This is a genomic window from Cerasibacillus sp. JNUCC 74 (genome assembly GCF_053667775.1).
The window spans coordinates 267,330-280,562 of record NZ_CM132207.1; the positions used below are offsets into that span (position 1 = coordinate 267,330).

A 13,233-nucleotide genomic window follows, 5' to 3' on the forward strand; every position below is an offset into this window, starting at 1 on the left:
ATGTCTTTGTAAATAAGAATACAAAAAAAGGATCTATTTGTTATCTGCTTGATAGATTAGTCAATAGAAAAATAAACAATATAACGCTTTAATAGTTTCAAATAAATACCGATATTAATGAAAGAAATAGGTGGCTTATTTAGAGATCTACTTCAAATAGGTTGCCTTTTCTAATTTATGCAAAAAATTATCACGGCATATTAAGGTTCTGTGAGACTCCTATGTTTAGGAAAAAAGATTTGTGAATGGGATGAAGCTTTATAAAGCCGTTATTAAAATGTTAGAATATTCATTTAATGTTAATCGATCTATTATGTATTACAGATATTAGCGGTTATTACTTTTGCTAGGAAAAGAAGTTCAATTGTACTCTTAGAAAACGTCAGTCATACGGCCGAATAATCTAAAATGATTTTTTCAGAAGGTGAGGGCGATGACTATAACAGATATTACTTCATGGTGTAGGAGGATAGCATTGAAAAATTTTATCGAAATACAGGGGAGCTATAGTAGTGCAAAAATCTTTACTGATAATATTGAAGAAGGAGCACTTCAGCAAGTAAATGATATTTGTAACCAAGAATTTGCTAAGGGGAGTAAAATACGAATCATGCCAGACGTGCATCAAGGTATAGGGTGTGTGATTGGCACAACGATGACCATTACAGACAAAGTAGTTCCCAATTTAGTTGGCGTCGACATAGGTTGTGGTTTAAGCTATACGTTTATTAATGTAGATAAAAATGACATACCTTATGAAATGCTAGATGATGTAATTCGTAAGATGATCCCAAGTGGACAAAAAGTAAGAGGGCGCGTACACCCTGCTGTAAATGTGTTTGATGATTTTAATAGTATTCGTGCTCCTTTAAGAAAGGTAGATCGGATTAAAAAAAGTTTAGGTACTCTTGGTGGTGGTAACCATTTTTTGGAGTTAAATGAAGTAGAGCCAGGAAAGGTTGCACTAGTCGTTCATTCTGGTTCCCGTAACTTAGGAAATCAAATTGCTTCTTATTATCAAAACCTAGCATACCAACAACTGACAGATATTGCCCTAAAACGGGAGCAGCTTATTCTGAAACTTAAACAACAAGGTAAGGAAGAAGAAATTAGTGCAGAACTTAAGAAATTAATACCGAAAAAAATACGCAAGGATATAGCGTATTTACAAGGAGACGCACTAGAGGATTATCTGAATGATATGAGAATTACACAGCACTATGCTTGGTTAAACAGAAAGGTGATGCTAGAGGAAATATGTAAACATATGGGCTGGGATGGAAAAATAACGAGTGAGATATACTCAACAGCACATAATTATATCGACTTGGATACGAAGATATTACGTAAAGGTGCTATCTCTGCACAAATCGGAGAGAAAGTAATCATTCCGATAAATATGAAGGAAGGTAGTATTCTGGCTACCGGAAAGGGAAACCCGGATTGGAATTGTTCCGGCCCACATGGAGCAGGAAGGGTAATGAGTCGCTCGAAGGCTAGAGAAAGTGTCAGCTTCAAGGAATTTAAGGAGTCTATGAAAGATGTATGGACTTCTTCAGTCACAAAAAGTACCATGGATGAAGCGCCAATCGTCTATAAACCGAAAGAAGAAATCATCGATAAAATTGCCGATACTGTTACGATTGAAAAAGTAATCAAGCCTGTATATAATTATAAAGCTAATTAAGAAATATACGTTGCGGTTTTTATCTCATAAGACTTTTCTTCCGAATTGATAAATTATTATGACGCCCTCCGCTTAGGTCGATCAATAGTTCATATAAAAAGATCAGCCATTCATTTAAAACTACTTGGGCTGATCTTTTTTACGTTGTCTAAAAATTTATATATGATTCAGCATGGCAATAAACTTTTTGAAAATTAGCTACGTCTAGCTTAAACGCTTCATGCTGCTAGCAAAGTTAAACCTTCTTCCTATTCCTACGATAGTCAACATCGGCTCGGAGTCAAAGGAAGGCCGACTAGAAAGCGGGCTTTTCGCTCAGGTGTCGGTATGACCCTGTTTTAGAGCATGTTTTCTTTATCTTGAATGTGAGGAACCGTATTTCTGTCATTTGAAAAATCCGCTTACTATTTTACGAACTTGATGAGAGAGGAAAGGCTCCTAAATTCCCGATTCGTTTGAAAATTACAGGACAAGAAAAGCTACGTCAGCGATACATCGTACGCAGAAAAGTGATTTCCTTTTGGATGGAGAAAAGCACTTATTGAATGAAGTTTCACTCTATCCCGTCAGAAGTTCTGCCGTTTGTACGTCACCCGAGCGCTTCTAGCTTTTGTTATGTTAAGAAGCGTAGAAGTTGATGTTACATCGTAAACATGTTGATTCTTGGTAGATGTACAACCAGTGTCCTTGCCAAGCTCTAACATAGGTCAATTATTACTAGCTTTCTTTAAGTATTCGTTTAGTTCATATCGATGGTATTATGCTTTTTATTATACTGCATAATAAAATATGCTAATGTTACAAGACCGTATATGCCTTCTAAGTGATTCTTGCTTGTAAATGCATTTCCTTCTGATTTGGAATTTCTAACTTGCATGATAGCATTTGTCATCGATGCTGAGATTGAATTTGCAGCACGGGTCGCATCTCCTACCATATGGAAAATAGGCGTTAATTCCTTTACTTGCTTGTTGACTTCATGAAGTGTCTTATTTCCCATATGAAGTGTATCTTTCGCTTGGTCTGTAAGTTCTTCTACTTGCTCAGGGAGTTTACTTGTCGTATTTTGTAGGTTCCGTAACACCCCTGCTAAATTTAAAAGTGGTTTAATTAATAAAATCACAAGTACAAATAGAGCAATACCAATAATTGTAACTCCTATTCCTAACCAATCCATTCGCTAAAAAGCTCCTTTCTTCAAGCTTGGTAAAAATTCTTTGCTTCTCACTAAAACCGGATTACAAAAGTTCTAAAATGGTTGCCTATGAAGTAACGCTTTTTTACAAACATTTTCTTTACTCCATTTGCAACGTTTCGAACGGGGAAGGACATTTTAATCATATCACGGATGTTTAAGTACGTCGTAAATGTAGCTTAGATTTACTGTTCAAAAAATACTTCTCGCACATATTTATCCCCTAATTTTGCTTAATCATACTCTTAATATCATTCTAAAGGGTGGCGCTAAACAGTCGTTTTAACTAGCCAACCATAAACTTCCTTTCACCACTAGAAGCTCAATAATCGAAGGTGAATTGCCCTGAATTCGTCATTTATCCCGTTTTTCCGATGAATCGAATTACTTTTTAAGCATTGTTTAATGGTAAAGGGCAATTTTAGTACTGAATTTATGGAATGCTGTCGTTTTTAATAACCTTAAGCGCTGTATAACAGTTAATGACCTTAACAAAAACAAGATATGTATCTCGTTAATATGCCACGAAATAATGAAAAGTAAACAAGCAGTAAACTGTTTATTGACATATTTTCATTGCCTGTCCCATAAACTAGAACACGATAATTAAAAGGGGACGAGACTATGAAACGAGGTTACCAAATTATTATTTGGATAGCGGGAGCAATTTTATTAGTATATCTCATATGGCTGCCAATAAGGGAAAATCAGGCGAGTACGTCAGGATCTTCTTTTTCATTACCTTTATCGGGAAAAACGATTGTCATTGATCCGGGGCATGGTGGTCCAGATGGAGGTGCGGTAGGCAAAGACAATACACAGGAAAAGGATATTTCGCTAAAGGTTTCTAAAATGCTACAGAAGTATTTACAACAAGTAGGTGCACTTGTTTACTTGACGCGGGAAACGGATAAAGACTTAGCTTCAAGTGAAACAAAAGGCTTTTCAAAACGCAAATCGGAGGATATCCGAAATCGCTTGGCTTTTATTCATGAAAAAGAAGCGGATTTTTTTATAACCTTACATTTAAATGCGTTACCGTCACCGAAGTGGAGGGGAGCACAAACATTTTACAACCCCCGTAAGGATGAAAATAGACATTTAGCTAAGATGATACAGGCGGAATTAATTCGTAATTTAGAAAATACCAACCGGACAGCATTAGCTATTAATAATGTTTATTTATTAAAGCATGCAGAAGTGCCAGGGGCTTTAGTTGAAATAGGGTTTTTATCAAATGAACCTGAGCGCGAGCTGTTAAAAGATGAAAAATATCAGCAAAAAGTAGCGGCAAGCGTGTACAAAGGGATTTTACGCTACGCAACGGAAGACGTAGAAAATGAAGAAACGAAGAATTAAGAAGTGTTTAGCTTATAGTAACTTATGCTGCATTAAGGTCGCCGTCTTCGAGTGAAAAAGTTAACGGTACTTCATGCATATCCGATCGGAACAACAGGAAAGGAAAACTACTTGAATAAGCATGTATTGAGAAAAAGTATTTCAAGCATAAAAGAACATATTGACAGCGGTATATCGATTTTTCAAAAGCTACCCGAGATCATCACCTTTTTTGTCAGTAGCTGTTGTCTAGCTTATGTGATTGAGCGACTAGTAAACTTAAATCTTTTCCCACTACAATAAAAATCGGCTTGAATCTAAAGGAAGGCCGACTAAAAGCGGCTTGCTGCTCAGGCGTCGGCATACCCCTGTTTTAGTGGCATGTTTCCTTCATCCCGAATGTAAGAATCTGTATTTTTCTCGTTTTAAAATCTGTTAAAGATTTTGTGTCATGTTGAGAAAAACGGCACCTACATTCCCGATTGGTTCAGAGGTCTTAGGTCATACCTTTACGGTACTAACTTTTCTTGGGAAAAGCTTCCAAGAAATGAATGTCACTTTATCTTGACAGAAACTCTCCAGTTTGTACATTGCACCGAGTGCTGCTTTTGTTCTATTTCTCATCAGTAGGAATTCTAGGAAAAGTCCCGTTTAAAGAGTTTCATTTTTCAGTTACTTCGCCCTATTTGAACACATATAAGTAAGTAAACATTTTAAAGCAGGGAATCATTATACCAGAGGTTTAGTGGTATCCTAGTTTCTTTCATTTAAAAGAATTTTATGGTGATAATGGAGCAAACTCATAAACTGATGGATGATTTATCCCGCATGTAAGGTGTCGTAAAACTCCTACATCAAGACCTGAGTTGATACAAAAGGGTCTAAGTGGGAGAAAACGACACCTAAATGCCCGATTCGTTCAACTAACATTCAGTAGGAGATGAAAGAAAACTCCTACTGAATGAAGTTTCACTTTATTTTATGTTATACTGACGTTGTATGCATTTACAAAGGGATGGTGATTCGAATGCTAACTAAAGAAGAAGTAATCCAACTGCTTAACCCTGTTAAGGATCCGTTTTTACATATAACGTTTGAAGAAACGAAGGGCGTAAAAGAAGTAACCATAAGGGAAGAGAAAAAACATGTCAGTGTTAAGCTTGCCATTGCTAAGACCAATACTGCTGAACAGATGCAGCTTCAGCAGGAAGTTGTTGGAATTCTAAAAAGAAATGGTGCTTCAACAGTAGGTTTACGGTTTGAACAGTTGCCGGAAGAAATTATTCGGAAGTATCAGCCTGTTGCTGATCAAAAGCAAGAGGCTGCTCTAATGGGGGGGGGCACCAAAACGAAATTTATTGCCGTCTCCAGTGGAAAAGGCGGTGTCGGAAAATCCACAGTAACTGTTAATTTAGCCGTTTCTTTAATGCGTTTAGGGAAAAAGGTCGGAATAATTGATGCCGATATTTATGGGTTTAGTGTACCTGATATGATGGGAATAGAAGAGCGTCCTAAAGTGCGTGGAGAGAAAATCATACCAGTTGAACGATTTGGAGTAAAAGTGATTTCTATGGGCTTTTTTGTAGAGGACAATTCGCCGATTATTTGGCGTGGTCCAATGCTTGGCAAAATGCTAAATAGCTTTTTTAAAGAAGTAGAGTGGGGAGACTTGGACTACTTATTACTTGATTTGCCACCAGGAACTGGAGATATTGCCATGGATGTACATGAATTACTTCCATCTTGTAAGGAGGTAATTGTAACAACACCACATCCTACCGCGGCATTTGTTGCAGCTCGCGCTGGGCAGATGGCGTTAAAAACAAATCATGAAATATTAGGTGTAGTTGAAAACATGGCTTATTTTGAGAGTGAACTTACTGGTCAGAAGGAGTATGTATTTGGTCGCGGAGGTGGAAAAAAGCTCGCGGAAGTATTGAAAACAAAGGTACTTGGTCAATTACCGCTACAACAGCCGTATGAAGAAGAGGATGTATTTGCACCATCTGTGTATCAACAGGATCATCCAATTGGACAAGCTTACCATAAAATTGCCGCTAGAATCGTTGCCCAATTAGAGAAATAAATAAAAGGGTGTCTCATCCGTAATTTGGATTTGAGGCGCCCTTTTGTTTTATATAAATTTGTAATTAGCTGCCGCCACCTGATTCGCCGGCACCGCCGCCACCGCTACCACCACCGGCACCACCGCCATCACCGCCGCCGGCACTCTGTTCTTGATCCTCTTTTCCTTGTTGTTGTTTACCTTGTTTTTCTGCTGCTTTAAGCAAGGTTTCCTGCATTTTTTCTTGGAAAAGTGGTGTTTCCAATGTTTGTTGGATCGTTTCTTCAAGGTGTTCGCGGAACTGTTGACTCTTAACTACTTTGAGCATTTGCTCATTCATTTCTGGATTTTGCAATAGTTCAAGCATTTGTTTTTGATAATCAGCATCATTCATTAAACTTTTCATCAGTTTAATATGTTCTTCCTTCATTGATTTTGTATATTCTTTTACAAAATCGACATCTTGAAACAAAGTAGTCCACATTTGTTTCCCCTTGTCGGATACAAGTGCTTCGTTTATAGATTTTTTTACAATATCTGATTCCAAAACTAATTCTTGCTTCATTTTTTCATCTGTCATAATTTCACGTAATGCTTTTTTACCATCTTCTGTTTGCAATATATCAACAACCATTTTCTTAGTTGCATCATAATCTCCTTCTTTGTCAGAGGCATTTCCATTGTTACAGCCACTGATAAGCATGACAGCTAATACGATAACGGTGATAAATATAAGCTTTAGTTTAAACCGATTTATGATCATTTGGAAATCCTCCCTCCTTCCTCCTTAATATGAGTAACTAAGTAAAAAATATTCGTTTTGTAAGGAAAAAACGGTTACTTCATGATAGAATACGGAAGGGAGGGAACTTTTTTCAAACAAAGACAATCAACTTATGTTACATATATAGGGGGAAATGGGTTTGAATAGTCGAAAATTAGTGCATTTCTTTTTTAAAACCTTGTTTATTGGCGGACTTACAGGCCTTTTCACCAGCTTTTTTGTAAAAGCTGAGGAGTATGCAGCGAATCTAAATCCCATTAATTGGATGGAATTATTTGGACTCATTCTATTTTTCATAGGTTTAGGACTAGTATTTAGTGTAGTGAGCCAAACCGGTTTTTTTGCTTACTTATTTATCAATCGTTTTGGGTTAAGCTTATTTCGCTCATTTTGGCCAACTGTTCAAGTCTTATTAATCGCATTTGTTGTTTTTGACTTGGTTTATTTTCCGTATCAAGCTATGAAAGCTGAGGTAGCTATTTATTGGTATATCATCATGTCAGCAGCAATTTTAACTTATGGCTTAATCGTGGCAAAATTAAAGGCTAAAGAAACGAATAAGAAAGCGTTTATTCCAGCCTTGTTTTTAATGGTAGTCATAACCACCATTGAGTGGGTTCCTGGCTTACGCACAGAGGGGACAGATTATGCTTGGTTAATGATTATTCCATTACTTTCATGTAATACATACCAACTATTGGCATTACATCGAATTAATCGTGATAATTCCAACTCTAAATCTACCGGAACTGTAAACAAGCAGACAAAAAATAAACAAAGTGGCAAAAATGTTAAAACGTCGGTAAGATGAATTCTTACCGACGTTTTGTTTATATTTAAAAACAAAAGATGTAGTCGAATTTATGTCGTAAATATTTTGTAAGTATGTGTACCAAGGTATTCCCTTTGTTAACGATAGACTACTTTTGAATTAGTCGACCAGTTTTGAATTGGCATGTGCTTGGTTGATTAATTCTGTCATCGGAACAAAGTTAAAACCTTTGTTCTTTAAACCTGGTAAGACCGTTTTTAGTGCTACTGCGGTTTGCTTTGCTGAATCAGATGCATGAAGCAAAATAATATCACCATTTGTCGTGTTTTTCATTACATGATCAACGATTGCTTCGGTGCCAGGACTTTTCCAATCGTTCGGATTAACGTTCCAATGGATGACGTTATATCCCATATTTTCAGCTAACTCAATAATTTCTTTATTAAAGTGGCCATTAGGAGGTCGAAGCAACTTTACTTCTTTATACCCCATTTTATCAAATACTTCACGCGCTTTTCGTAAATCAGCTTGAACAGTTTCAATTTCTTGTTCCAAATAACTTTTATAGCGATAACCAAGAATCCCTAATTCATGCTTATTTTCTGTAATCTTTTCCACGATATCCGGATGCCTCTCTGCCCATTCTCCGCTGATAAAAAATGTAGCTTGGATATTTTTCTCTTTTAGCTGTTTCAGGATATCATGCACTCGTTCTTCTCCCCAGCTAATATTAAAAGTTAAAGCGATGTTTTTTTCATTTGCATTTCCTTTCGTCATTGCAGTAGGTTCATTATTGGAAAACACAGAAAAGGATCCATCTCTTTCAAGCCAAATTAACGTTGCTGTAAAAAAAGCGATAATCAGTAATGTAACCCAGCGCTTCCATTTGTTAAAGCGCCATACATAGAAGTGCTCCATTTTATTTTACTACCTCCTCTTCCATCTTGGTATATCTCCCATTTAAGGTGCTGTAAGATTCTCGCTCGCTTCAAGAGTTGTAGAGAATACGGCGAAGTCTAAGTGGAGATATTAGTACCTAATGTCCGCTTCATTTAGGGAAACAGGACAAGAAAGACTACGAAGCGATACATCACAAGCAGAAAAAGCGTACTTCTTTTTCAAGGGCTCCCGAGATTTAGCCTCTGTTCCTTTCTAATCTGTAGTGGTGTGAAGGAAAGGCCCTACTGAATGAAGATTTTCTTTATCTGATGTATGTTCATAAAATATTAAGTAGGGTATTCTGCAGCATGACAATACTTTTTTGAACAAGCCTTATTAAAAACGTATGTAATCAGCAATGAATTAAGAACAATCATTTAAAAGTATGAATAGATGGGAGCTTTATTACGAAGAATAAAATCTTAATAGGTTGATTATAGAGAGAAAATTTTAGCTTACAATGGCAACTGGATGATTTGCTCGCTTCATAAGCTTGAAAGTTAGTGGAATTTTTAAGTATAAGAAAAAAAGAAAGTATTTATCGCTAAAAACCGACATAATTCGCTATAAGATGCGAATAGTTGTATATGATGTTTGTTTTTATCTAAGATAGTCATTACCTCAAATAAAGCTCTAAACCAAAAGGAGCTTTTTCTACTATATCTATTTATGAAAAGTTAAATCCCCAGCTCCCGTCCGTTACGTAGAAAAAAGTGAATAGAAGTTAACTTTACCAGTAGGGAAATTTTTTCTTATTTCTAAAATAGCCTTTGTCTAAACTAATAATGAACATAATTACATAAAAATTCTAGGCGGTGAATATAATTGTTAGGTTTATTGATCAATGACACAGAACAAAAGGAATTAGAATATTTAATTAGAAGAGAGTTAGAGGAACTATTAATGGATTTAGAAGATCGACGTATTGATAATATAGTTAAAGAAGCTATGAGAGAAAGGTACCAAATGTTGTTTCAATTATTTCGTAGAGTAGCAAGTGAGAGGGAGTGCTTAAAATATATGCCAAAACATAGCGGTAATCACCAATAATGACAGCTGTGTTGGTGGAGAAAAGAAAAGTCTTTAATAATTCTATATGGTAGCTTGGCTATACCGAATAGAATGTCTTTTTTGGGAAAAGTCGGAATGAACATTCTAACTTATATTTAAGGTGCTGTAATATTTTCGCTTCAAAAGTTATAGAAAATACGAGGAATTATAAGTAGTAGATAACGGCACCCAAATGCCTAATTCGTTTGGTCCGGTGGACAGGGCAGAGAAGCTTGTCAAGGAAAAAGGAAAAAGCTTCACAGCAACACATCGTGATTCTTTCAAGGATGCTCTCCGAGATTTTAATCTTTATTCTACTACCGATCAACAGGGTTATGTAAAAATCTCACGGAAGAGAGTTTCTCCTTATAAAGGAACGGGTCTAATTTATAATGTTGATATTTAATTAGATGAAGTGATGAATTATAGTTTGTGTTATAAGTAAGGATCCCTTCATGTCTTAAAGGACGTTTTTCAAAAGAAATAAAAAGAAATTGAGAAAATCAAAGTAGCATAATGTCGATGGTACATTTAACTTTATCTGACCTAAACCATAAGAATTCGAGCGGCTTTTTACCTGCTTTTTGGAGGTATCGTTTTTGAAAGTAGATTTGTCTAGCTTGAGCTGTAGTCTCGCTCTTGTGCCCTACAATAAGTCAACATCGGTTCGAATCTAAAGGAAGGTCGACGAAAAGCGGGCCTGCCCTCTCAGGAGTCGGCATACCCCTGTTTTTAGAGGCGTGTTTTCTTTTAAGACGAATGGAAGGAGCCGTATTTCCCTCGTTTGAAAAATCGTTTATTGTTTTTTGAACTTTATCAGGAAACGGCTCCTAAATTCCCGGATCTTTTAGGTCGACGGGACAGAAAAGCTTCTTGAATAAACTTCGCATCTTTTTCAGAGAGAAAAGCTCTTCTTGAATGCCGTTTCGCTTTATCTTGAGAAGTTCTCCAGTTTGTACGGCGCTACCTAAGCGCTTAACGCTTTTTTTCCTTCCAAAAGTGTTAGGGGGCTTTTAATCTGATAGGAAAGTCTAGAGAGCGGTGTAAGATCACCCTGTTTTGGAAATACAAATACAATTTAAGTAAATAGTATGAGTTATTATTAATGTGTTTTGTCACGAGCTTATCTCTCTTTTAAAGTCTGTGCGCAGAAACGGTTACTCCTAGTAAATAAAAATAAAATTGTTAACCTTTTTTGACGGTGTTATATGGATATAATGTTAGTTTTCTAGACAGATTCTTTTACAAAAGAATTTTTTTGTTTTTTCTATTGCTATTTATGTGTTTATATGCTATATTAGTTTCTGTTGTCAACAAATGACACAATCAATAATCGGAGAAAACAAAGCAAAAAATATTTAAAAAACTGTTGACAATCACTTCAAACCATGATAAATTATATCTTGTCGCAAAAAACGACAAAATAAAAAATTGCTCTTTGAAAACTGAACAAAACAACCAGTATGTCAAGAAAAGCAGTCTCTGTTTTTCTAAGAAATAACTCAAGAGAGATCTTGAGAGAAGCTAAGAAATAATGAAGAACGGTGTTTTTCATTACAAACTTTTTTGGCAAATAAGAAACCAGTTTCTTATTTGCACAAGTGCAACTTTACTTTTGCAAATACCAAAAGTGAGTTTTCTGTGGAGAGTTTGATCTTGGCTCAGGACGAACGCTGGCGGCGTGCCTAATACATGCAAGTCGAGCGCGGGAAGCAAGCAGAACCCCTTCGGGGGTGACGCATGTGGAACGAGCGGCGGACGGGTGAGTAACACGTGGGCAACCTGCCTGTAAGACTGGGATAACTCCGGGAAACCGGGGCTAATACCGGATAATACGTTTTCTTGCATAAGGAGACGTTAAAAGGCGGCGCAAGCTGTCACTTACAGATGGGCCCGCGGCGCATTAGCTAGTTGGTGGGGTAAAAGCCTACCAAGGCGACGATGCGTAGCCGACCTGAGAGGGTGATCGGCCACACTGGGACTGAGACACGGCCCAGACTCCTACGGGAGGCAGCAGTAGGGAATCTTCCGCAATGGACGAAAGTCTGACGGAGCAACGCCGCGTGAGTGAAGAAGGTTTTCGGATCGTAAAACTCTGTTGTTAGGGAAGAACAAGTGCCGTTCAAATAGGGCGGCACCTTGACGGTACCTAACCAGAAAGCCCCGGCTAACTACGTGCCAGCAGCCGCGGTAATACGTAGGGGGCAAGCGTTGTCCGGAATTATTGGGCGTAAAGCGCGCGCAGGCGGTCTTTTAAGTCTGATGTGAAAGCCCACGGCTTAACCGTGGAGGGCCATTGGAAACTGGAGGACTTGAGTACAGAAGAGGAGAGTGGAATTCCACGTGTAGCGGTGAAATGCGTAGAGATGTGGAGGAACACCAGTGGCGAAGGCGACTCTCTGGTCTGTAACTGACGCTGAGGTGCGAAAGCGTGGGTAGCGAACAGGATTAGATACCCTGGTAGTCCACGCCGTAAACGATGAGTGCTAGGTGTTAGGGGGTTTCCGCCCCTTAGTGCTGCAGTTAACGCATTAAGCACTCCGCCTGGGGAGTACGGCCGCAAGGCTGAAACTCAAAAGAATTGACGGGGACCCGCACAAGCGGTGGAGCATGTGGTTTAATTCGAAGCAACGCGAAGAACCTTACCAGGTCTTGACATCCTCTGACGGCCCTAGAGATAGGGAGTTCCCTTCGGGGACAGAGTGACAGGTGGTGCATGGTTGTCGTCAGCTCGTGTCGTGAGATGTTGGGTTAAGTCCCGCAACGAGCGCAACCCTTGATCTTAGTTGCCAGCATTCAGTTGGGCACTCTAAGGTGACTGCCGGTGACAAACCGGAGGAAGGTGGGGATGACGTCAAATCATCATGCCCCTTATGACCTGGGCTACACACGTGCTACAATGGATGGAACAAAGGGCAGCGAAGCCGTGAGGCCAAGCAAATCCCACAAAACCATTCTCAGTTCGGATTGCAGGCTGCAACTCGCCTGCATGAAGCCGGAATCGCTAGTAATCGCGGATCAGCATGCCGCGGTGAATACGTTCCCGGGTCTTGTACACACCGCCCGTCACACCACGAGAGTTGGTAACACCCGAAGTCGGTGAGGTAACCGTAAGGAGCCAGCCGCCGAAGGTGGGACCAATGATTGGGGTGAAGTCGTAACAAGGTAGCCGTATCGGAAGGTGCGGCTGGATCACCTCCTTTCTAAGGAATAAGATAAAGCGTAAGCGTTCGTTTAGCGACGTATGAACTGGACGGAACCGAAGGAGATAAAGGAAACACGAAGAGCCGAGAGGCGAATCGATGTTGACTTATCATACGGAGGGGAAGGAAGTTTCACTAGTCGCTGAACGCTGGAGCTGGAATAATAAAAAGCGAAAACGACGATAGACGTTTGAGCTGAC

Annotated in this window: 8 protein-coding genes and 1 rRNA gene; 6 read left to right on the top strand and 3 right to left on the bottom strand. The window is 38.5% G+C overall.

The window, feature by feature from the left end; translation table 11 throughout:
* Positions 1–433 precede the first annotated feature (433 nt).
* Positions 434–1,687 (top strand): RtcB family protein, encoded by a 1,254-nt coding sequence (locus JNUCC74_RS01315; RefSeq protein ID WP_454066618.1) that lies wholly within the window; start codon positions 434–436, stop codon positions 1,685–1,687.
* 739 nt (positions 1,688–2,426) lie between these two features.
* On the opposite strand, the gene JNUCC74_RS01320 is transcribed toward JNUCC74_RS01315, so the two are convergent.
* Positions 2,427–2,864, bottom strand: coding sequence for a DUF948 domain-containing protein (locus JNUCC74_RS01320; RefSeq protein WP_454066619.1), 438 nt, complete (start codon positions 2,862–2,864; stop codon positions 2,427–2,429).
* Positions 2,865–3,506: 642 nt separating this feature from the next.
* Here JNUCC74_RS01320 and cwlD point away from each other — a divergent pair.
* Positions 3,507–4,241, top strand: a complete 735-nt coding sequence (gene cwlD, locus JNUCC74_RS01325) for an N-acetylmuramoyl-L-alanine amidase CwlD (protein ID WP_454066620.1) — start codon at positions 3,507–3,509, stop codon at positions 4,239–4,241.
* A gap of 1,006 nt (positions 4,242–5,247) precedes the next feature.
* Complete coding sequence (locus JNUCC74_RS01330) at positions 5,248–6,306, top strand: Mrp/NBP35 family ATP-binding protein (protein WP_454066621.1); 1,059 nt, start codon at positions 5,248–5,250, stop codon at positions 6,304–6,306.
* A 64-nt stretch (positions 6,307–6,370) separates the two neighbouring features.
* Here JNUCC74_RS01330 and gerD read toward each other — a convergent pair whose 3' ends face one another.
* Positions 6,371–7,048, bottom strand: coding sequence for a spore germination lipoprotein GerD (gene gerD, locus JNUCC74_RS01335; RefSeq protein ID WP_454066622.1), 678 nt, complete (start codon positions 7,046–7,048; stop codon positions 6,371–6,373).
* A gap of 160 nt (positions 7,049–7,208) precedes the next feature.
* Here gerD and JNUCC74_RS01340 point away from each other — a divergent pair, with 160 nt between their 5' ends.
* Positions 7,209–7,880, top strand: coding sequence for a KinB-signaling pathway activation protein (locus tag JNUCC74_RS01340; protein WP_454066623.1), 672 nt, complete (start codon positions 7,209–7,211; stop codon positions 7,878–7,880).
* Positions 7,881–8,000: 120 nt separating this feature from the next.
* Here the strand turns inward: JNUCC74_RS01340 and pdaB are convergent, their stop codons facing one another.
* Positions 8,001–8,759, bottom strand: a complete 759-nt coding sequence (gene pdaB, locus JNUCC74_RS01345; RefSeq protein ID WP_454066624.1) for a polysaccharide deacetylase family sporulation protein PdaB — start codon at positions 8,757–8,759, stop codon at positions 8,001–8,003.
* A gap of 846 nt (positions 8,760–9,605) precedes the next feature.
* On the opposite strand from pdaB, the gene JNUCC74_RS01350 reads away from it, so the two are divergent.
* Together JNUCC74_RS01350 and JNUCC74_RS01355 are read left to right on the top strand one after the other, a co-directional pair.
* On the top strand, positions 9,606–9,830 hold the full coding sequence (locus JNUCC74_RS01350; RefSeq protein ID WP_077319071.1) for a hypothetical protein: 225 nt from the start codon (positions 9,606–9,608) through the stop codon (positions 9,828–9,830).
* A 1,638-nt stretch (positions 9,831–11,468) separates the two neighbouring features.
* Positions 11,469–13,033 (top strand): 16S ribosomal RNA (locus JNUCC74_RS01355).
* The last annotated feature ends 200 nt before the right edge of the window (positions 13,034–13,233 follow it).

Coding starts and splice junctions, on each gene's coding strand:
- cwlD (WP_454066620.1), top strand. CDS start 3,507: ATGAAACGAGGTTACCAAATTATTATTTGGATAGCGGGAGCAATTTTA.
- pdaB (WP_454066624.1), bottom strand. CDS start 8,759: ATGGAGCACTTCTATGTATGGCGCTTTAACAAATGGAAGCGCTGGGTT.
- JNUCC74_RS01320 (WP_454066619.1), bottom strand. CDS start 2,864: ATGGATTGGTTAGGAATAGGAGTTACAATTATTGGTATTGCTCTATTT.
- JNUCC74_RS01330 (WP_454066621.1), top strand. CDS start 5,248: ATGCTAACTAAAGAAGAAGTAATCCAACTGCTTAACCCTGTTAAGGAT.
- gerD (WP_454066622.1), bottom strand. CDS start 7,048: ATGATCATAAATCGGTTTAAACTAAAGCTTATATTTATCACCGTTATC.
- JNUCC74_RS01315 (WP_454066618.1), top strand. CDS start 434: ATGACTATAACAGATATTACTTCATGGTGTAGGAGGATAGCATTGAAA.